This window comes from Embleya sp. NPDC059237, assembly GCF_042754105.1.
GTDB lineage: Bacteria > Actinomycetota > Actinomycetes > Streptomycetales > Streptomycetaceae > Embleya.
In genome coordinates this window covers 81,269-101,681 of record NZ_JBHZAE010000003.1, presented here as the reverse complement: position 1 = coordinate 101,681, position 20,413 = coordinate 81,269, and the positions used below count along the sequence as shown (strand labels likewise).

Sequence of the window (20,413 nt, the reverse complement as noted above, 5' to 3'; positions counted from 1 at the left end):
CGATGGTTCCCGACGTCTCCACCGGCGGATATACCCGCGGGCTCCTCGCCTACCTCTACGGCCCCGGCCGCCGCGACGAACACACCGATCCGCACATCGTCGCCGCGTGGGACCCCACGGGCGCCCCCGACCCCGGCCGAGACCCGGACGCCACCCTCACCCACCTCGCCCAACGCCTCGACGTCCACGCCAACCTTCGCGCGAGCGAACTCGGCCGCTTTCCCGCCCAACACGTGTGGCACTGCCCCGTCCGCACCGCCCCCGGCGACCGCTACCTCACCGACGAGGAGTGGGCCCAGGTCGCAAGACGCATCGTCCACGCCACCGGCATCGCCCCCAAAGACGACGACAACGCGTGCCGATGGATCGCGGTGCGCCACGCGGACGACCACATCCACATCGTCGCCACCACTGTCCGCGTCGACGGCCGCCGCCCCCGAAACCGCGGCGACGGACGCCGCGCACAAGCCGAATGCCGCCGCATCGAGAAGGACTTCGGGCTGCGCCGGCTCAAATCCGGCGACTCCACCGCCGCCCCCACCCCCACCAGCGCCGAACAAGCCAAAGCCCAACGCCAAGGCAACAAGCTCACCGACCGCGAATGGCTGCGCGACCAGGTCGCCGCCGCCGTCGCCGCCGCGCGCACCGAGGACGAATTCTTCTCCCTCCTCACCTCACTCGGAATCCGCGTCGACAAGCGCATCGGGCCCGAGACCGGCGACATCCTCGGCTACAGCGTCGCCGTCCCCGCCACCGAGAACAGCGGCCCGCCGGTGTGGTTCGGCGGCTCCAAGCTCGCCCCCGACCTGTCCATCCCCCGCATCCGCGAACGCCTCACCGCCCAAACCCCCACCGAGCACCCCGGCCCGCACACCCGCCCCGAACACCCCTGGCAGGGGGCGGAGAAGGCCCTGCGCACCACCCACGCACTCCTGGACGCCGAACTCACCGACACCGGCGCCAACTCGGGACGCGGCGACGGAGATCCGCAGGCGCACCTGGCCGCTTTCGGCGAACTCCTCCACAACGTTGCCCGCACCGCACCACACGCCCACCGGGCGGAACTACGCGCCGCGGCCTCCGCGTTCGGCCGCGCGACCCGCAACGCCAAACGCGCCGAACACCACACGGCATCCACGCTCCGGACCATCGCCAAGGAACTCGCCCACGCCCAAACCGGACCCGACGGCGCGATGGTGGGCGCTCTGCTGTCGACCATGGTCCTGGTCGCCGTCCTGGCCGTCCGCTGGCACCAGCAGCGCGGCCACGAACAACAAGCCGAGGCTGCCGGGCGGGCTCTCGCCCGGGTGCGCGCCGCCTACGGCCAAGTCGCCGAACCACATTTCACCGAGGCCACACAGCGCACACCCGGCCCGGACACCGTCCAGCGGCTCGCCGACACGGTCCGCCACACCCTCCCCACCCACACCGCACGCATCCTGACCGACCCCGCCTGGCCCGCCCTGGCGACCACCCTCGCCCGCGCCGAAACCGCAGGCCACCACGCCCACACCGTCCTCACCGACGCCGCCGCACAACGCGAACTCGACACCGCCGACAACCCCGCCCACGTCCTCCACTGGCGCATCACCACCACACCCAGCCCCCGCAACACCGCCGCCAACAGCCGCAGCACCGCCGGATACCGCCGACCCCGGCCCACGCCACAAACACCGGCCCGAGCACCGATCACACCCGACCACCCGAACATCAAGCGCCGCCCACGTTGACCACGGCACGTCTGTGACCTGTACGAAGACGCCTCGACATGGGTTGGGGAACGCCGTGGACTTGTCCACCCGGTCGGGGGCATGGTGTGGCATCCCCGACCGGAGAGGACCCATGCGCCAACGCAACCCCGACGACCGGCCCGAGCTCCCGCCCGCCCCGAACCTGCACCCCATGCCCGAACCCGGCACCTACGACCAGGCCGCCCTGGTGGTGTGCGCCGAACACCCCGACGAACTCCGTGTCACCGGCGTCCCCGTGCGCTGCCCGGCCTGCGACGCCCGCCGCGACTGGCTCCTCGTCCACCACCGAGGCCACACCTTCATCCGCTGCCGCTGTGCACACCAACGGCACGAACCCGACCTCGGCACCGACGACTTCGACAACCTCACTGCCGGACCACCGGACCGCTACTGGGCCACCTACAGCGAGGCCCTCGTCAGCCTCGGCTTCGACGGGACATTCGCCGGGGTCTACCTCTGATCACCACGTTTCCCGTTCGAGTCGGGTCCCACATCGCCCACGGCGACGTGGGACCCGAGGCACTACTACAGCTCTCGCCTGCCGGCCTTGACGATGTCGAGGAACGCGTCCCAGGCGTGCGGCGCTACGTCGAACGAGCCATCCGAGCGGTTCTTGGAGTCACGGACGAGCCGGCCCCCGCCCGCGCGGTCGGCGATCTCGACGCAGTCGCCGTTCGCACCGCTGTGGCTGCTGATGCGCCATGGCCCGGTTCCCTCGGAGGAAGTCATTTTCCGTTACCCCTGCTTGCTGGATTCCTGCATTTCGTGGGCCACTCGCCGGATGTGCACGAGTGATTCAGCCCCGCCGAGGGCTGAGGCTCGAAGGTGGTCGAACGCCGCGTTGTATCCCTGGAGTTCGCCGGGTCGATCCATGTACAGCGTGCCGGTCAGGTTCTCCAGGCACACGATGTCGGGCTCGCGGGGCGAGGCGTAACTGAAGGCCACGAAAGGGCCGTTCAAGCCCGCATGCGCGCCGGCGCTGTGCGGCAGCACCTGGATGGTGAGGTGCTGGAGGTCACCGAGATTCTCCAGGTGTGCGAGCTGTTCGAGCATGACCTCGACGCCGCCGACGGTCTGGCGGATCGCGGACTCGCCGATGATCAGCCACAGGCGAGGCGGGTGCTCGCGATCGAGGATGCTCTTGCGTTCCTGCCGAATCTTGATGAGCGATTCGATGTCCGCAGGCGGCGTGATCGCGGGGTTGGCGTGGATCACGGCGCGGGTGTATGCCTCGGTCTGGACGAGCCCCGGGATCAGGATCGGTTGAAAGCTCCGGATTTCCTCAGCTGCGGCCTCCAGCGCGATGTAGTCGGCGTACTCGCGCGGCAGCGTGTCCTGGTATGCCTGCCACCAACCGGCGCGACGCGCCTCGCGCGAGGCCGTCAGATACTCCTCGACCTGGGCGGGATCGTGCACACCGAACAGGTGCAGAAGTGCCTTGAGATCGTTCTGGCTTACCCGCACCTCTCCGCTTTCGATGCGGGAGAGCTTGGGGCGCGAGAAGCCCATCTGGCGGGCCACGTCTTCGGCGCGCAGTCCGGCGGCCTCTCGAAGTCTGCCCAGATCAGCGCCCAACCTCCGGCTACGCACGGTCCCCGGCATCCGACCTTCCCCTCGCTTGGCCTGCCCACAGTGTGCCGCCTCGAACGATTCTCATCCAACCCTTGAATCTGCACATGTGCAGATCGAGCCATTGTTTTTCTGACGTGTTCGGTACTAACGTGATTCCAGTCATCACGTTCCGTTGATCTTGGGCAGCAGTTGGTGATCAACGTGCGTCATGGCCTACGGCTTGTGCCCACCTCTGCCCGGCGATGTGCCTCGGCGGGAGGGCATCAACCGAACGCCGATGAAGGGGAGTCCTTGTGTCGTTGACCGTGGAAGAAGCAGAAGTTCCTTTACCGGAGCTCCTGAACGGACCCGCAACGCGTTTCTTCGACCGCATCGTCGAGACCTTGGACACGGGTACCGATCTCACGACTTTGCTGGTAGCCCATGTGCTGCCCAGCCAGCCCGCGTTCGTCACAGCTTTGCGGCGGATGAGCACGTTGGCAGCGATCCTGCCGAAACCCAAGTCCGTCGATCAGCGCGTACTCGCCGTCCTCGGCCAGGAGGTCTCCTGCGATCCCCTGACCCGAGGCGCCACCGCCGATCCGGAGCGGTTGCTTCCGTATCTGGAGACAAAGGCCGCCGGGCGCCCACTCGTCCTGCTCGACGTCGGTGGCTACTTCGCCCCGACCCTCGCAGCCGTCTGCGCGCGATTCTCGGGGCGAGTTCTCGGCGTTGTCGAGGACACCGAGAACGGACTGCGCCGATATCTCCGAAGCGTCGTCCCCTGTCCGGTGTTCAGCGTGGCCCGCAGCCCTCTCAAGGACGTCGAGGACGGCCTGGTCGGTGAGAGCGTCGTCTTCTCGTGCGAGGCCCTGCTCCGCACGCAAGGGCTGGTCCTGCCCGGACGGCGCGCGATGGTCTTCGGCTTCGGGAAGATCGGCTCGTCCATCGCTCGCTCCTTACACGCACGGTGCGTGCACGTAACCGTCGTTGACAACGATCCGATCCGACAGACCCAGGCCATCGGGCTGGGCCACCACGTCGCACGCGACCCCTACGAGGCCCTCCCCACCGCGGACCTGGTGTTCTGTGCGACCGGCAACCAGGCATTGACCGCCCCGTTGTTCGCACGCCTCAAGGTCGGCGCCTATGTCGTCAGCGCCACGTCCGGGGACGACGAACTCGATCTCGCTGCGATGGACATGCAGTTCACGGCGCGCACCATCGCGCCACACATCACGCGGCACACCGGCTCAGGGCACCACTTCCATCTCCTCAACGACGGCAACGCCGTCAACTTCCTGCACGGCTCCGCCGTAGGACCTTCCATCCACCTCGTCCAGGCGGAGATTCTCACCGCACTCGCCGAGTTGGCCGGCGGAGGACACGGGCCGGGCATTCGTGAGGTGTCCACCGAGCGTCGGGCCATGATCGCCACCGCCTGGATGGATGCCTTTTACCCCGTCTCGACCCCGTAACCCGGCACCAGAAGGGATCGACACATGAACTCCCTCACCTCGCCCATCGTGGAACGCACGCTACGAACGTCTTTCGCCGGACGCCGCATCGTCGTCACCGGCGCCGCCGGCTTCCTCGGCTCGTACCTGTGCACGCGCCTGATCGGGCTCGGCGCCACGGTCGTCGGCATCGACGACCTGTCCACAGGCAGCACGGCCAACCTAGTCGGCCTGGATCGCGACAAAGGGTTCGAGCTGATCCGTCACGACGTATCGGAGCGTTTCGAGCTCTCCGGACGCGTCGACCACGTGCTGCACGCCGCGTCGCCCGCATCACCACGCGACTACCTGGCCAGGCCGTTGGAGACCCTGAAGACCGGTGCACTCGGCACCCTTCACGGCCTGGAACTCGCGCAAACAAAGGGCGCGCGGTTCCTCCTGACCTCGACTTCCGAGATCTACGGAGACCCACTTCAGCACCCGCAGGCCGAGAGCTACTGGGGCAACGTCAACCCGATCGGTCCCCGCAGCGTCTACGACGAGGCCAAACGCTACGCGGAGGCCCTGACCACCGCGTTTCGTCGGCAAGGGCTCGTCGACACGGTCATCGTGCGGATCTTCAACACGTACGGTCCCCGAATGCGGGCGGACGACGGCCGAATGGTGCCCGCGTTCGTCCACCAGGCGCTCGACAACAGACGCATCATGGTCACCGGGACCGGCTCGCAGACTCGGGCACTGTGCTTCGTCGACGACACGGTCAACGGGATCCTCCAGGCCGCCGCCGGTACGTACGCGGGACCGTTCAACCTCGGTTGCCCGCACGAGATCACCGTTCTGGAGGTCGCGAAGCTTATCCAGCGACTATGCGGCGGTGCCGACCTCCCCGTCGCCTTCATCCCGCTGCCGCAGGACGACCCACGCCGCCGCTGCCCGGATATCGCCGCGGCCAAGGGCCTCCTGGGATGGGAGCCCCACGTCACTCTGGAAACGGGGCTGCGCCACACGATCGAATGGATCAAGGCGGACCGCGCAGCGCGCGCCGACGTCGCGGCCCTGGAGAGCGTCGGATGAACGCCGCGACCGACATTCCGCCGAGGAAGCCGGCCCCGATCGTCTGCGGCGTCGACGACGGGTACCTCCAACCGCTGTCCGCGCTCATCGAATCGATCGCCGCCACGCACCGCGAGACGATCGACGAGTTGCGGGTGGTTGTGCTCCACCACAACCTCTCCACCGCTGGCGCCCGCACGCTCAGCGCGCAGGCCGCGCGGCTGCGGCTCGCGGTCGAACTGCGGTCGGTGGCGCGCCCCGACGGCCGATACCGAGTCGACGGTTGGGCGAGTGACGCCGTCTATCTGCGCCTGTGCATCGGTGACGCGCTGCCCGAGATGGAGAACGCGCTGTACCTGGACGCGGACACGATTGTTTTGCGAGACCTGCGCCCCTTGCTGACCCGGGACTTGGCGGGCGCACCACTGGGCGCCGTGCGCGATCCGCAGAATCCGCTGCTCGGGCAGGGCATCGGGATACCCGGATGGTCGGACCTCGGGTTGCCGGGCGACCGGGAGTACTTCAACAGCGGCGTGATGCTCATTGACCTGGCCGAATGCCGACGCCGAGACCTGTTCGTCCAGGCTGCCCGATTCCTCGTCGACCATCCCGAGTGCGCCCACTTCTGGGACCAGGACGCCCTCAACTGGGCTGCCGCGGACTCTTGGGCACGCCTGGACCGGCGCTGGAACACGTTCGCGTTGTCGCCTCTCGCGTCGCGTGCGGACTTCGTCCACTACGCCGAGCCGATCATGCCGTTGGCGACGCTGCTCAAGGACGAGACCACCGCTTCAGTCCTTCACTTCGCCGGGCCCGACAAGCCGTGGACCGAGACCTACCCAGGCGGAGAGCTCCTTGATGCCTACCGCAACCTCATGGCATCGGCGCGCCGAGGGGCGCAGTCGTGACCGGCGCCAGGAGGACTCCCTCGTGGTTGCGCCGCGCCGGTGCGATGGCGGTCGTGACGGCCACCGCGCGCTACGCGACCGGGTATCGGGGACTTCGCGACAGCCTGGCCTATCTGGCCGCGCCCGTACTACTCGGCGCCGGCGAGCCGCAGGTCGACATCCCCGTGCACGTCATCGTGCCCGTACTGCGCGAACAGGCAGTCGTCGGCTCGACAGTGCGGTGGTTCGCGGAACTGATCGAACGCTTCCCGAACACGACCCTCACGATCGTCACCACAGCCCGCGAGGACCGCGAACGGGACGCACTGGCGGAGCACATCGCGGACGCCACGCGAGCGGGGGCTGCCATCACCTCGACCCGATTCCCGCAGCTCTCGCAGAAGCAGGCCGAAATCTTGGACGCCGAGCGCGCCCATCGACCCGACGGTGTCCTGGCGTCACATCAGGTTCGGGCGGTGCTGGACCGGAACGAAACGACGCAACGGGCCGTCGAGCGGCTACTTGCGAAGCCTGGCCTCTGTCGGCCCGCCCTTCACCACGTCCACTACCGAGGCGACGGCCGCAAAGCGGCCCAGGTCAATCTGGCGGTGAGTCAGATACCGGCGACGACACCCGGGTACATCGCGGTCTTCGACGTCGACTCCCGGCCGGATGTCGAACTGTGGGCACGCACCCTGCAATACGTCGACCACTGCGCCGAGATCGAGGGCGAACTGCCCGCCGTGGTGCAACAGTCGGCACGATTCACCGTGGGTGACTCCGAGGTGGTGACTGGGTGGGAGGGCGCGGTGTGCCGCGGAGCCGCCCGCCTGCAGACCCTGCACACCCTGCGGCGCGAAATCCCCGACTTCCGCAGGTACAGCAAACGAGTCGCCGATCAGGGGACGCACCCCATCGGGGGCCTGGCCCAGACAGTCGGCCATGGGCTGTGGATCCGCCGTGACGTCTTCGACAAAGTCGGCGGTCTGCCCACATTTACGCTGCTGGACGACCTGCCGCTCGGGTACCGGCTCACCGTCGAAGGCGTCCCGGTTCATGTCGTGCCGTATCTCGCCACGGCGTCCGCACCCGGCCGGGCCGTCGACTTGGTCGCTCAGGGACGACGGTGGTTCCACAACTACCTCGACTACCCCCGATGTGCGACAGCCGCACGAACAGGCGGGCATGGCTCGGCAACCGGTCGTAGGGTCGCTTTGGCCCTCGGCCTGTATCGCGGTGGCGCCTGGCTCCTGCGAAGCCCCGCATTCGCCTTGTGCCTCCTCGCGATCGCGAACCGCAACGCGCGGACCCCGATTCGCGTCCTCGCCGCCGGTGGCGTCTGGTTCGTCGTAGTCGCGCCCGTGCGACTCCTTGCGGCAACCGAGGGAGTCGAACCGTCGATCGCGGCCCGCACCCATGAGTGTCTCGAACTGGCCGCCGCCCTCCTCGTCAGCAGCGTCGGCCCGGCAATAGCGCTCGCGCGCGACACACACGGTCGAGCGTTGGCAAGGGCGCTCTCGCCCAAGGCCGAGCGTCACCAGGTCCCGTCGGGCGAAGGGGTCTCATGATCATCGGCTTCGAAGGCATCAGTTGTGCGGGGAAGACCACCCTCGCGGCAGCCTTGGCCGCCCATCTCGGCACCGCGACCGTAGTCCCCTGCTACTACCACGCAGCCCCGGACCGTCGGTTGCTGCCAAGCCCGACCGCCCACGATCGGGACGAGCGGCTGGCAGGGCTCGACGTGTTGCTCGGCGTGGAGAGCAGGAGGCGGCAACTCGCGCACGAGGCCCTGGGGAAAGGCCGGACCGTCATCCTCGACCGCACCGTCGACACCCTGCTCGCCCACACGTACGCAATCGACCATTTGTACGGACTGGACTTCCACGACACCGCCCGTGAGGCGATCCTCCAGCGGGACCCCGTCCTCCCGGACGTCACCTTCCTACTCATCACGCCACCGCGTCTCGTCGCGACCCGGGCCACGCGGCGACCGGGCATGCCGCCGATCTTCCACGCTCCCGACTTCGCCGAGCACTTCAACCACTACTTCGAGCAGGCCCTGGCTCCTCGATGTGTGCGCCTGGCCGGCGATAAGACAGTCGTTTACCTGCTGGACGAAGCCCTCACCACGATCGCGACGTTGATCGCGGCCGGCACCGCCACCAGCAAGGGGACGCTGTGAACGTAGCCGTCATGGGTTGCGGACTCATCGCCTCCCGATGGATTCGCACCCTGGTCGCCGACCCGCGCATCGAGATCTCCGCTCTGATCGACGTCGACGAGGGCGCCGCCGCCCGGCTTGCCGACCGATTGGACCTGACCGTGGCCCTCGCCCCGGACCTGGACCACGCGCTCACCCTCGTCCCGATCGACGTCGTCGCCAACCTGACACCGCTCGCATCGCACTCCTCCACGTCGCACGCCGCCCTCGACGCGGGACTGCACGTGCTGAGCGAGAAGCCCTTGACCCTGCGACTCGACGAGGCCGAGTCCCTCGTCCTTCGAGCCCGCACCGGCGACCGACTCCTGGCCGTCATGCAGAACCGGGGGCAGGACCCGCGATTCCTCGCCTTCCGGGACCTTCTACATCGCGCAAGCAAGCCGCCATACACAGTCACCGCCGAGGCGTTCGTCTCCCTGCACCGACCCGGATTCCGCAGCCGCCAACCACAACCCGCGACAACCGACCTGGCCGTCCACGCCTTCGACCAGATACGCCAACTCGTCGCGGCGCCCCCTATCCGCCTGCAATGCACCGAGACCATGACCAACTTCCACGGCACGCACTGCAGCCTCGCCACCATCTGCGTGGACTTCGCCGACGGCTCGACCTTCTCCTACCGCGGCGGCTTCACGCCCGGGACATCACTGCGCACACCCGCCGGCGGACGTTGGGCAGCCGAAGGCAGCGGTGGCGGGGCGACATGGGATGGGGAACTCGCCATTGCCGGCACCGGTCGTGCCATCGGCACCGCAGAACACCGAGCACCTGACGCCCCCTCCGGCCACCAGGCATGCCTGGACTCGATGATCGAGGCCCTGCACGACGGAACTCGACCCACGTGCCTGGCCGCGGACAACCTGGGCACCATCGCGCTCCTGGAAGCCGCAGTCACCTCGGCACAAGCAGGCCATTCCGTAGCGATCACCTGGCCTCGAACCGGAGCATCCACGTGAACCTCGATCCGAACCGGGTTTCCGAGTCCCGGCCGATCCTCGCGAATCGCCTCATCGCAACGGGCATCCTGGCCGCCGAATCACCATGGGCGCCCCTGCCCGGAGGCGCCGACAACGACCTGGTCGCAGCCCGAAGCGCCGACGGCACCGAGGTGATCGTCAAGACCAGGCGACCGGAGCGGAGCAACCGCCACGCACTTGCCGCGTGGGCCGCTGCCCGCATGACCGGCATCGGGATACCGGTGCCCATCCCCTTGTGGCACGACGACCAGACCTGGATCGAGACGCGTATCCCCGGCCTGCCCCTCGCCGACAGCGACGACGACCAGGCCGCCGCAGACGCAGGACGACTCCTGCGCCGCGTCCATTCCTTACCGGTCGACGGGTTCGGCCGACTCGACGCCGAAGGGAAAGGCCGATATCCGGACTGGGGCACATGGCTGCTCGCACTCCCTACAGCCGACACGCTCCCCGGGCCCGTGGCCGGCCTGGCGCACCAAGCACGCCAAGCCGTCGGCGCCAACCTGCGCAGCCTCGACGTCCACAAAGCGAGTCTCCTGCACGGCGATTGGACCGCCCGCCATGTCCTGGCCGACGACGGAAGGGTCACCGGCTTCGTCGATTTGGAGAGCGTGCGCGGCGGCGATCCGCTCGCCGACCTCGCGGGGTGGTCCCTCCAGGAATCCGGTCCTCTAACCACCGCGCTGTTCGCCGGCTACTTCGAACCCGGCGAACCGGATGCCGACCAAGCCCTCGTGCTCGCCCTGTACCGGCTCCGCATCGCGGCGTCCCTGCTGGCCTTCCATCACGCCTGCGGCCGTAGCGATCTCGTGGCTCTGCGGCGTACGCAACTGCGCGCGGACCTCACGGCTCTGGAGGCGGGTCGCCCAACTGCGATCCCTCTTGTCACCCCGATGTGAACCGTCCGAACACGAACAGGAGAGCCGCTCATGGTCGTCATCCGCGCTGCTCGGCGCGAACGCCTCACCCAGGACAACCGCCCCCAGGGCTGCCCCGCCTCCTCGGCGGGACAGTTCGTCATCCGTGCCGATGGAACCGCCCGCTTCGACCGCCACCACCACAACTTCGCCGAGTTCTGGTTCATCGCCTCCGGCAGCGGCACACTCGCCGTCGCCGGCGTCCACCACGAGGTCGGCCCCGGCGACATCGTCTACACCCCCGCCGGTCACGACCACGACATCATCGACGTGGCCGAGGAACTGCGGATCTTCTGGCTGTCCGCCGAACTTCCCTCGGGCTCCACCGGCGCCCACCTGCACGCCGACCCACAGGACGCCGAGAAGCACCAGGTTCCGGTCCGCGAACGCGTTACCGACGCACCGGCCCTGCGGACTTCCGGGATCGGCAAACCAACGGTGACGCTGCCCTTCCCGCGCACGGCCAAGTACGGCAGGGCCGAACAGGACGTCGTCCAGGCGCTGATGGCGACCGGCCGCCTGTCGGAGACCGGCCGCGGCCCTGCCACGACCGCGCTGGAGAACGCCTTCTCTGCCCTCGTCGGTGTCGACCACAGTCTGGCGTTCAACAGCGGAACCGCCTCGTTGCACGCCGCACTGCACGCGGTCGGTGCCCACCCGCAGGTAGGTGTGGCCACGAGCCCGCTGACGTGGATCTCCGCGCTCACGGCGACCTTCCAAGCCGGTAGTTTCCCGGTCTTCCACGACCTCGCGCCCGACAGCCTCGCCCTGGATCCCGAGTCCCTCGCGAACCACAGCCGCGAGCGGGACCACTCGGCGGTCCTAGTCACCCACGCCTACGGGGTTCCGGCCGAAATGGACGCGCTGTTGGCCGCCGCCGGCTCGGTCCCGGTCGTCGAGGACTGCTCGCACGCCCACGGAGCCGCCTACCGCGGGCGCATGGTCGGTTCGTGGGGCGCCGCCGGTTGCTTCAGCCTGCAGGACTCGAAGTCGGCGTCCGGAGGAGAGGGCGGCGTCCTGACGACGTCCGACCGCGCAGTCTACGAACGCGCCATGACGCTCGGACACCACCCGCACCGGTTCGCCGGCGAACTCCGCGGCCCCGACCTGCTCGGCCTCATCGACACCGGTGCCGCCTACAAGTACCGGATCCACCCCCTGGCCGCAGGGATCGCCCAGGTCCAACTCGGCAAGCTCGGACACCGTATGGCCATGGCCGACCTCAACCTCACCGCGCTCCGGCGGGCACTCGCCGACCTGCGAGCACCCCTAGCCGTAACGGAATTGGACGAAGGCTCAGTCCGAGGTTGGTACGGCACTCCGCTGACGGTCACGGTCGACGTCCCCGACGCACAGGCCCTCGCGGATGGCTGCACGGCGGCCGGCGTGCCGCTCCGCCGGCTGTACCCGGACTGGCTTCGGGCTCCGCTCCTGCAGGACCCAGCCCTCGCCGGCCGCTTCTGGCCGCACCTCGAACACTGCGCGTACAAGCCACCGGCGCCCCAGGAGTACCCGAATTACTACCGCGCCCGAAACCGCACTCTCGTGCTCAAGATCCCCACCGTTCACGCCCCCGACTACATGGAACAGGTCGCCACCGCGCTCGCCCACGTCCTCGCCGAGAACCTGCCATAACCCCGGAGGGATCACCATGTCGCACTCAACCCGAGCAGCCGTCCTACACCGCCCCGGTGAACCGGTGACTATCGAGCGGATCGAACTGGCCGACCCCGGCCCGGGCGAAGTCCTCGTCCGCACCGTCAGCGCCGGAATCTGCGGCACCGACCTGCACTTCGCCGCAGGCACGTTCCCCTACCCGCTCCCGACCGTGCTCGGCCACGAAGCGAGCGGCGTCGTCGAACTCGTCGGCCAGGGCGTGACCGACATCGGAGTCGGCGACAACGTCATCGTCTGCGACCAGACCTTCTGCGGCCGATGCCCCGCCTGCCTGAGCGGACACATGGTCTACTGCGCCGACACCGGCCCCAAGCAGCGCGAACACCAACGCATGACCATCGCCGGTATGCCCGCCCGCCAATACCTCGGCGTCAGCGCCTTCGCCGAACACATGCTCGTCGACGCCAACGCACTCATCCCGATGCCACCCGGCCTCGGCTTCGACACCGCAGCGCTGCTGTCGTGCTGCCTCACCACGGGCCTGGCCACCGTCTTCAACGTCGCCCGGGTCCGTCCCGGCGACCGAGTCGCCGTACTCGGCTGCGGCGGCGTCGGCCTCGGAGCCGTCCAGGCCGCCCGCATCGCCGGGGCGACCCAGATCATCGCCATCGACCCTATTGCCCACCGCCGCGACATCGCCGTCCAACTCGGCGCCACCGACATCCTGGACCCCACGGCCACACCGATCGTCGAAGCCGTCCTCAAGCTCTCCGACGGCGGCGTCGACCACGCCATTGAGGCCGTAGGACAAGCCACGACCGCCGCAGAGGCGTTCGCCATGCTTCGCCCGGCCGGTCAGGCCACCGTGCTCGGGATGATGCCGCCCGGCACGGACATCCCCATCCCGGGACGCTTGTTGCGCCAAGGCCGCAAGCTCGTCGGCACGGTCATGGGCTCGGTACGCACCCGCGCCGACATCCCGCGATACGCGCAGCTCGCCCTCACCGGCCAACTCAACACCGACTTGCTGGTCACATCGGGCCGCTCACTCGACGACACCAACGCAGCCCTCACGGACGCCCAGGCACATCGAGGCGTCCGCGAGATGCTGCACTTCTAGACACCGGCGAACGCGGCTTGGACCTCGTCTCGATGGGCCGTCCACCAGTGCAGGAAGTCCGTCGCCGAGAAGAACAGATGATCGGTGGTGTGGTTGGCGCGGTCGTAGTGGAAGACGAGCTGCCAGAAGTCGCACATGCGCTTCCACCACAACCGCTCCACCGCATCCGCCAACTCCGCCACACCGATCGGCACCACCGACCGATAGCCGGCCACGAACGCCGCAACCCGCTCCAGGTCCAGCTCTCCCGACTCACGACCGAACAACAGCGTCGCCGAGCGAGCGACCTCCTCACCAAAGGGCTTCACCCGGATCCGATCCCAGTCCAGGACCGCAACCACACCCTCGTCGCCCCACAGCACGTTCAGGTGCTGAAAATCCCCGTGCACCCACCCGAACGGACCCAACGGCAGATCATCGCCCGGCCGGGAGACCGCGTACTTCTCGATCAAGACCTTGCGCTGCTCCAGCAGTTCGACCACCCGCCGGTCGAAGGCACTCGGCTCAGGCAAGGCGGCAACGACGCCGAGGAGCCGATCGGCTTCGGCAACCGCATCCCACGGAGACTCCGCCGCCGCCCCTACCGAGTCAGGCTTCGCGGGCAAAGCCGCAGCAACGTTCGCCTCGTTCAACGCACGGTGGATCCGCCCAAGCAACGCACCCAGCTCGGTTGCCCGCTCGGCGTCGAGGGTCGTGCCATGGCGATGCGTACCCTCAACCCACGGAAAGAGGCTGTAGCCGCGGTCGCCGATCCCGACCACCAGCTCCTCCTCAGCCGACGGCACCGCCGGGCACGCGGGGATGCCATCCGCGTCCAGGCGGGCCAGCACGGCGAGATTGCGTCGAGCAGTCGCGAATGGAACGTCCAGCACCTGCTTCAACACGAACCGGCCGGCATCCGTGTCGATCAGCCAGTTGCGGTTCATCAAGCCCTCAGCCAGATGAGCCGTCCGGTGAATCGCACCGAGGTCAAACGCGTGAATCAAGACCTGTCGATCGCCATCGAGAAGAGACACGCCATCGACATTCGCTGCCTCATCAGTCACCTGTAGCAGGCTACTCGTCACTCGCGGCGCACCCAAGCGGGCCTGTAGGTGGGCTCGACCAAGAGGACACGGTCCGCCCGCTGCTGCCACAGGCAGTCAATGATCCACAGACTCACCCTGGCGCAGGCAGGAGCGATGCGTCGGCGCCTCCGGATGACCACACGCCTCCTGGCCGAAGGCATGCTCATAAATCGAATCGGGTCACCCTGCGATCAAGGTGCCCCGCACAGGGGCCGAAAGCACTGTGCGTGTCGTTGCGAGCCGTTAGCGTGGTCGGATTGGGTGGAGGACTGTCTCGGGGGAGATCACGATGGCCCGCTTCCTGTCCGGCGCCAGCGCGTCGGCGGCTCGTCAGTCCCGCAAGCATCCGGCGCGCGCATCGCCGCGCTCGCCACCGGATAGCGGTGCGACGCGCACCCTTGGTCGTGGGGGCGTCCGTCCTGCTGGGGTGGTTGGCCGCTGTGATCAGCGGATCGACGCGGTTCGGCGCGGGAGCCAGGTTTGTGGTGTGCGCCCTGCTCACCGGAGCTACCTACACCCGATCCACCACCGCCGACCGGTGGGCCAAGGTGCCAAAGGCGAACGCCGTACGGCCCGTTCGCTGACCCTGGCCCGGGGCTGGATAGCGCTGCACGACCGTGCCATCCCCGGCTCGAAAGCCAACCTTGACCACGTTCTCATCGGCGTCGGAGGCGCCGTATACCTGGACACCAAGACTTGGACGTCCGCCAAGACACGCGCGCGCATCGACCGCGACGGGCGTCTGTGGTTCGGCCGCCACCCCCAGGACAAGGCTCTGCGCACCGTGAGGTGGGAGGCCGACCAGGCGGAGGCGGCCCTGGGCGTGCCTGTGCGGGCCGTCGTCGGCGTCCACGGCCAACCGCACCTGCCGGCCGGCGGAGTCGACAACGTCACCGTCCTGCGCGCCGGCGCTGCGCGCGTGGCTGCAATACCAACCCCGTGTACTCGACGCCCACCAGGTCGCTGACCTCGCCGCCCGGGCCGAGGCCGCGCTTCCCCCCTATTCCGGATGATCCAGGAGAGTTCCTCGTGCCCGACATACCCCCCGGCTACGTGCGCGCACACCTGCGACGCGAGCCCGGCACCCGCGCCCCCTCCGGCGGCGACTTCTCAGCTGGCAGAATGCTGCTGTTCGGCCCCGTGGCCCTCGTCCTGGCATTCGGGGCGTGCAGCCTGCCGAGGGCGACGGCGAGGACTAGACGGATAACGCTGCCAAGGCCACCGCCGTACCCTCGGCGACTGCGTCCGCGAAACCCTCGACAACGACGAAACAGCCGGTGTCGACACGACCCGCTGGCGGCGCCGCGAGCACGGGAACCGCTCCCGAACGGCTCACCGACGGTGTGACGGTGACGGCTCGTCAAAGCATCGGACTCGCCGTCCGCACCAGGCCCGGCACCGGCGCAACGGTGGCCACGATCGCCTCCGGCACCGACCTGCCCGCCACATGCACCGACACCCGACCCACGATCTACGGATGGCGCGGCGGCCGGAGCAACCAATGGATCCGCGTCACCACCCACCAGGGCACCGGATATGCCCCCGAAGCATGGCTCCAGACCAGTGAACCCGCCCGCGACCTCCTGCCCGCCTGCTGACCGCCCTCGCCTGCCGGGGAGCGGTTCGGGCCGCGACGCGACTCAGGCCCACGAGTCACGCCGATGTCTCGGGACGACAGAGAGCCAGCACTCTGTCGAGTCAAGCCGGTGGCACGGCAGCTACGCCACGTGTCGACGAATACCCGCTCGAGAAGGAAAAGGCTGGATGGCAGCGATGCCAACAACCTCAACCTGAATCCCCCACTCCGCTAGGGTCCTCGCCGACTGCACCAAGGTGACTTGGGAGAATGGGAACAGAGTGTCCGGAGTGAGTTCGGTGCCGTCCTTCAACAGAATCGCGAACACGACCCTCGACGGCCTGAAATCCTCCGGCAGATCACGCCCCCGCCTTGCCGCAGCGACCTTGCTGGCGAAGCGTTCCCGGCCTTCGGGAGAGTTCCGCAACGTCTGTACGGCGACGAGTGCCTGGCTGAACAGATGACTCAGCGCGTCGGAGCCCTTCGCGCGCTTCACCATGATCAGGGTGTTGTCGGGGCTCAGGAGGTCACAGATCTCCACGCCGTTCCCCCGGTGCAGCGTGGTCTGGACGTTGTCGCGGTCAAGGCAGATGTAGCCGGGGCGCTGGGCTGGCACAGATTCGTTGTACTGGCCTTCCTTCTCTCCGAGAACCCACGCAGGGAGATCGACGGAAGGCGAACTGGTGATGAGCCGTTCCACATGCGACCGGACCGTTCGCAGGTACTCCCTGTCGATCTCGTACCAGCCCTCATCCATTAGGAAGAACCGTCGGGAATCGAGCGCCACTTCGGCCTCGATCCACCTGAGTACGTTGGACGACCAGATGATGTCGGGCTTCGTAGCCCTCTCGTGCCGGTAAAGGGTGACTGTGCCATCCCGGAGCGCGACGAAGCGCCGGCCCCTTCGCTGGGCCCGGGCACGGTGAAGTACGTAGGGCAGGCTGAAGTCATCGGTGGGGGCGCCCGCTGCATCACTGTTGATCCTGATCTCGAACGCGCGAGCATCGGTGTAGTCGTCCCAGCGATCGGCGGGGACACCCACCGTGATGGTTCTCTCCGACTCGCCGCCAAGCAAGTCGTCGAGTGCGTCTTCCAGCCGTGAGACGAGTCCGGCTTCCTTGATCGGAACGACGTGCTCGATAAACTCCAACTCCGGGATCGGCGCCTCCTCGCGCAGGACGCTGGCGATGGAACGAATGTCGGCAACCAGGTCTGGGCCATCGACACCGAGCCTCATGCGCAAGCCGACGCCGCCCTCCGCGCTAGAGACTTTCGCGGGGTTGTCGCGCGAGATCGTGAGCTCGACGCCCTCCAGATGTCCTCCGAGCCGGCGCACGATCTGCGCGTGTTCCTGGATACCCAGGCTCCACACGGACGCGCCGCCCGGCACCAGCGTGATGTCCGTGCGCCCCCCACCCGGCGTGTGCGACACCAAGTCGCGAATCTTCCCCGGGTTGACCCTGCGAGACGCGAAGCTCAACCCGAACCGTCGATCCTTGAAGCGGTCCGGGACCAGGCGAAATCCCTGGTCGTAGCCGATCGCGTACACCTCCCCGTCGACCGCAAGCAGCAGTAGACCGGCCGACCGGTTCACCGGCCGCGAAACTTGGCACCCGGTCGTCCGATAGATCTCCCCACACCAGCTCGCAACAGGCTGCTCGAAGCTGCCGGTCACCAACAGCGCCGGAACCCCGAGACGGTCTGGGAAGTCCAGAGCCGCGGCGGCCCGGCTCAACCGGGCCATGTCGAGGGTTTCGAACATCGCCTCGACGGTGGGAGCGACGCCCTCGAGCCGGTACAGGGTCCGCGTGGACGTGTTGTTCGCCATGGCACCACTTCCGTGGATGGATCCGGGCAGAAAGAGGCCCTGGGATCCGGAGATTCCCGAATGGCCATGAAAGCATTTTCAAGTAGAGCCCAGAGTGAAAGCGCTGTCAAACGCTACACGTGACTTGGCTGGGCGTATAAGGTGGTGACGTCCCACCCACCCGCTTCCCACACCGGCAGGAGCACATGAGTCGACAGGCTGGCACCCTCGTGACCGCGGCCGACATCTCCCGCCTGGCAGGCGTCACCCGTGCCACGGTGAGCAACTGGCGGCGACGGCACACGGACTTCCCCGCCCCTACAGGCGGCTCCGACACCAGCCCGACGTATGACCTAGCGGCTGTGCGGTCCTGGCTCGATTCCCGCGGACAGCTACCCGAGGACTCTTCCGCCGACAAACTGCGCCGCGCGCTGCGCGAACGACAGGACGACAGCAAAGCGGCAGACTTCCTCCTGCCCGCCGTACTGGCCGCCGCCCGTCTCAATCGCCAGCAACTCGAGAGCCTCTCCGCGGCACCCGACGACGTGTTGCTCGCCTGGGCGCGGGAGGCGGCAATCAACGCGGTCGGCGATATCCCTGGAGACAGCGCTGCTGGCGGCGGCCCGCCTGCGGCCGGATCGGTGCGCAGTCTTCTGCGGTGTGTCGCCGCCGAAGGCCCGGAAACCGCCACCCAAGTCCTGGCCGAGCATCTCCTCGAGGAGAGCGGCAGCGGGATCGGCGCCTACCCCACGCCCGCGCCGTTGGCGCGACTTATGGCTGACCTCTTGGGGGGCGCCGACGGTGCGTTTCCCACACGCGTCTTCGACCCCGCGTGCGGCAGCGGCGCCCTCTTGGCGGCAGCGGCCCACGCAGGCGCCCCCACGTTGCTTGGCCAAGACATTGTGCCCGGACAGGCGGGCCAAGCGGCGGTACGTCTGCGCCTGGCCGCCCCCGACGCAGACATCACCATCCGGGCAGGCGACAGCCTGCGTGCGGACGCGTTCGCCGAGACCACCGCCGACGCCGCCCTATGCAACCCCCCATACGGTGATCGCGATTGGGGGCACAACGACTTGGCCTACGACGAGCGCTGGGCCTATGGCGTGCCGCCCAAGGGAGAATCCGAGCTGGCCTGGGTTCAGCACTGCCTGGCTCACCTCGTACCCGGCGGTCGGGCCGTACTGCTCATGCCGCCTGCAGTCGCAGAACGTGCCGGAGCCCGGCGCATTCGTACGCAATTGGTACGCGACGGAGCCCTCAGATCCGTCATCGCGCTCCCTCAAGGGGCTGCCACACCCCTGCACATCGGCCTGCACCTATGGATACTGCAACACCCCGAACCACGGAGCGACACCCCGGGAACGATGCTGTTCGTCGACGCCACCACGAAAACGGTTGCGGGCAGTCGCACCCTGGACTGGGACGACCTCAGACGGACCGTTCTGAAGGCTTGGCGGTCCTACCGCCAGGCTCCCGAAAGGTTCGTCGGCATTCCCGACATCGCCCAGTCCATCCCCCTGATCGACCTACTCGACGAAACCGTCGACCTCACACCGGCACGCCACGCCCACACGCCCCATGACGCCGTTTCGTCCGATCGACTGGCCTCGGACGCCGAGGAATCGCACACGCGGCTCCGACAAGCCGTGTCCGGTCTCCATCAGGCGATCGAAAGCGGAGGCTGGCCCACGCCTGGTGACTGGAAACAGGACTGGCGCACCGCCGCCGTCGCCGACCTCCTGCGGGGCGGAGCGCTCACCCTCTTGCAAACGCCGGCCCCAGGTCGACGAACTCGTGGCTCCGGACCACAACCACACCTCCAAACTGCGCGGAGGCGACGATCGGCGGTCACCGCCGACGACGTCACCCGAATGCAATCACCCTCGGGAACAGACTTGGACCTGCCCGCGGATGCCACCACGCCCTTGATCGAGACAGGTGACGTACTGCTGCCCGAGATCATCCGCGGCCCCGGCCCGATCGCCGTCCGGGTGGTCGGTCCCGCCGAAGCAGGCTGTCACCTCGGACCTCACGTGCTGCTCTTCCGACCCGATCAACGCCGACTCGATCCCTGGTTCCTGGCCGGATTCCTCGCGGGGGAAAAGAACGTCAACTCTGCCGCAACCGGCACTTCCATCGTCCGGGTGGACCCGCGGCGACTGCGTGTGCCGCTTCTCCCGCTCCTCGAACAGCGGCGATACGGGGCGGCGTTCCGGCATCTGCACACCGTCCGTTTGGCGGCCCGCCTCGCGGAGGAGACCGCAGAGAAGGCGGCACGCGTTTTCAACGCCGGGCTCACCGTCGGCGCACTGTTGCCGTCTGATCACGGATCGGCGTGAACGTACACGCGAACCGACCACGTCCGTGAACACTGGCCCCAACCATCCGTCCACAAACGCGCGGATCATTGGA

18 protein-coding genes are annotated in these 20,413 nt (G+C 68.2%); 14 read left to right on the top strand and 4 right to left on the bottom strand.

Annotation, left to right across the window (positions count from 1 at the left end; all coding sequences use genetic code 11):
* Positions 1 to 2 precede the first annotated feature (2 nt).
* Both ACFXKZ_RS11095 and ACFXKZ_RS11090 read left to right on the top strand, forming a co-directional pair.
* Positions 3 to 1,730 carry a relaxase/mobilization nuclease domain-containing protein gene (locus ACFXKZ_RS11095; RefSeq protein WP_379998857.1) on the top strand — a complete coding sequence of 576 codons (1,728 nt, stop codon included), beginning with the start codon at positions 3 to 5 and terminating at the stop codon, positions 1,728 to 1,730.
* Positions 1,731 to 1,842: 112 nt separating this feature from the next.
* On the top strand, positions 1,843 to 2,211 hold the full coding sequence (locus tag ACFXKZ_RS11090; RefSeq protein ID WP_379998855.1) for a hypothetical protein: 369 nt from the start codon (positions 1,843 to 1,845) through the stop codon (positions 2,209 to 2,211).
* A gap of 65 nt (positions 2,212 to 2,276) precedes the next feature.
* Here the strand turns inward: ACFXKZ_RS11090 and ACFXKZ_RS11085 are convergent, their stop codons facing one another.
* Together ACFXKZ_RS11085 and ACFXKZ_RS11080 are read right to left on the bottom strand one after the other, a co-directional pair.
* Positions 2,277 to 2,480 carry a DUF397 domain-containing protein gene (locus ACFXKZ_RS11085; RefSeq protein ID WP_379998853.1) on the bottom strand — a complete coding sequence of 68 codons (204 nt, stop codon included), beginning with the start codon at positions 2,478 to 2,480 and terminating at the stop codon, positions 2,277 to 2,279.
* 6 nt (positions 2,481 to 2,486) lie between these two features.
* Positions 2,487 to 3,353 carry a helix-turn-helix domain-containing protein gene (locus tag ACFXKZ_RS11080; RefSeq protein WP_379998851.1) on the bottom strand — a complete coding sequence of 289 codons (867 nt, stop codon included), beginning with the start codon at positions 3,351 to 3,353 and terminating at the stop codon, positions 2,487 to 2,489.
* A 437-nt stretch (positions 3,354 to 3,790) separates the two neighbouring features.
* Between ACFXKZ_RS11080 and ACFXKZ_RS11075 the strand changes: the two genes are divergently transcribed.
* From ACFXKZ_RS11075 to ACFXKZ_RS11035, 9 genes are all read left to right on the top strand, one after another.
* Complete coding sequence (locus tag ACFXKZ_RS11075) at positions 3,791 to 4,780, top strand: adenosylhomocysteinase (protein ID WP_379998849.1); 990 nt, start codon at positions 3,791 to 3,793, stop codon at positions 4,778 to 4,780.
* 24 nt (positions 4,781 to 4,804) lie between these two features.
* Entirely contained in the window at positions 4,805 to 5,833 is a 1,029-nt protein-coding gene (locus tag ACFXKZ_RS11070; RefSeq protein WP_379998847.1) for an NAD-dependent epimerase/dehydratase family protein, read from the top strand.
* Positions 5,830 to 6,720 carry a glycosyltransferase family 8 protein gene (locus ACFXKZ_RS11065; protein ID WP_379998845.1) on the top strand — a complete coding sequence of 297 codons (891 nt, stop codon included), beginning with the start codon at positions 5,830 to 5,832 and terminating at the stop codon, positions 6,718 to 6,720. The genes ACFXKZ_RS11070 and ACFXKZ_RS11065 overlap by 4 nt, the downstream gene beginning before the upstream one ends.
* A gap of 53 nt (positions 6,721 to 6,773) precedes the next feature.
* Positions 6,774 to 8,267, top strand: coding sequence for a glycosyltransferase (locus ACFXKZ_RS11060; RefSeq protein ID WP_379998843.1), 1,494 nt, complete (start codon positions 6,774 to 6,776; stop codon positions 8,265 to 8,267).
* The gene (locus ACFXKZ_RS11055) at positions 8,264 to 8,881 is read left to right on the top strand and encodes an AAA family ATPase (RefSeq protein WP_379998842.1); all 618 of its coding nucleotides are present in this window, start codon (positions 8,264 to 8,266) and stop codon (positions 8,879 to 8,881) included. The genes ACFXKZ_RS11060 and ACFXKZ_RS11055 overlap by 4 nt, the downstream gene beginning before the upstream one ends.
* Positions 8,878 to 9,876, top strand: coding sequence for a Gfo/Idh/MocA family protein (locus ACFXKZ_RS11050; RefSeq protein WP_379998840.1), 999 nt, complete (start codon positions 8,878 to 8,880; stop codon positions 9,874 to 9,876). Before ACFXKZ_RS11055 ends, ACFXKZ_RS11050 begins: the two co-directional genes overlap by 4 nt.
* On the top strand, positions 9,873 to 10,796 hold the full coding sequence (locus ACFXKZ_RS11045; protein ID WP_379998838.1) for a phosphotransferase family protein: 924 nt from the start codon (positions 9,873 to 9,875) through the stop codon (positions 10,794 to 10,796). The genes ACFXKZ_RS11050 and ACFXKZ_RS11045 overlap by 4 nt, the downstream gene beginning before the upstream one ends.
* Before the next feature lie 30 nt (positions 10,797 to 10,826).
* Positions 10,827 to 12,449: a DegT/DnrJ/EryC1/StrS family aminotransferase gene (locus ACFXKZ_RS11040; protein ID WP_379998836.1), complete on the top strand. Its 1,623-nt coding sequence runs from the start codon at positions 10,827 to 10,829 to the stop codon at positions 12,447 to 12,449.
* A 64-nt stretch (positions 12,450 to 12,513) separates the two neighbouring features.
* On the top strand, positions 12,514 to 13,551 hold the full coding sequence (locus tag ACFXKZ_RS11035; protein WP_379998834.1) for a zinc-binding dehydrogenase: 1,038 nt from the start codon (positions 12,514 to 12,516) through the stop codon (positions 13,549 to 13,551).
* Here the strand turns inward: ACFXKZ_RS11035 and ACFXKZ_RS11030 are convergent.
* The gene (locus tag ACFXKZ_RS11030; RefSeq protein WP_379998832.1) at positions 13,548 to 14,597 is read right to left on the bottom strand and encodes a phosphotransferase; all 1,050 of its coding nucleotides are present in this window, start codon (positions 14,595 to 14,597) and stop codon (positions 13,548 to 13,550) included. The genes ACFXKZ_RS11035 and ACFXKZ_RS11030 overlap by 4 nt on opposite strands.
* A gap of 310 nt (positions 14,598 to 14,907) precedes the next feature.
* Between ACFXKZ_RS11030 and ACFXKZ_RS11025 the strand changes: the two genes are divergently transcribed.
* Both ACFXKZ_RS11025 and ACFXKZ_RS11020 read left to right on the top strand, forming a co-directional pair.
* Positions 14,908 to 15,585: a nuclease-related domain-containing protein gene (locus ACFXKZ_RS11025; RefSeq protein ID WP_379998830.1), complete on the top strand. Its 678-nt coding sequence runs from the start codon at positions 14,908 to 14,910 to the stop codon at positions 15,583 to 15,585.
* A 382-nt stretch (positions 15,586 to 15,967) separates the two neighbouring features.
* Positions 15,968 to 16,216, top strand: a complete 249-nt coding sequence (locus tag ACFXKZ_RS11020; RefSeq protein ID WP_379998828.1) for an SH3 domain-containing protein — start codon at positions 15,968 to 15,970, stop codon at positions 16,214 to 16,216.
* A gap of 120 nt (positions 16,217 to 16,336) precedes the next feature.
* On the opposite strand, the gene ACFXKZ_RS11015 is transcribed toward ACFXKZ_RS11020, so the two are convergent.
* Positions 16,337 to 18,022 (bottom strand): TIGR04141 family sporadically distributed protein, encoded by a 1,686-nt coding sequence (locus tag ACFXKZ_RS11015; protein WP_379998826.1) that lies wholly within the window; start codon positions 18,020 to 18,022, stop codon positions 16,337 to 16,339.
* 209 nt (positions 18,023 to 18,231) lie between these two features.
* Between ACFXKZ_RS11015 and ACFXKZ_RS11010 the strand changes: the two genes are divergently transcribed.
* A complete protein-coding gene (locus ACFXKZ_RS11010; RefSeq protein ID WP_379998824.1) occupies positions 18,232 to 20,340 on the top strand; it encodes an N-6 DNA methylase in 2,109 nt (702 codons plus the stop codon).
* The last annotated feature ends 73 nt before the right edge of the window (positions 20,341 to 20,413 follow it).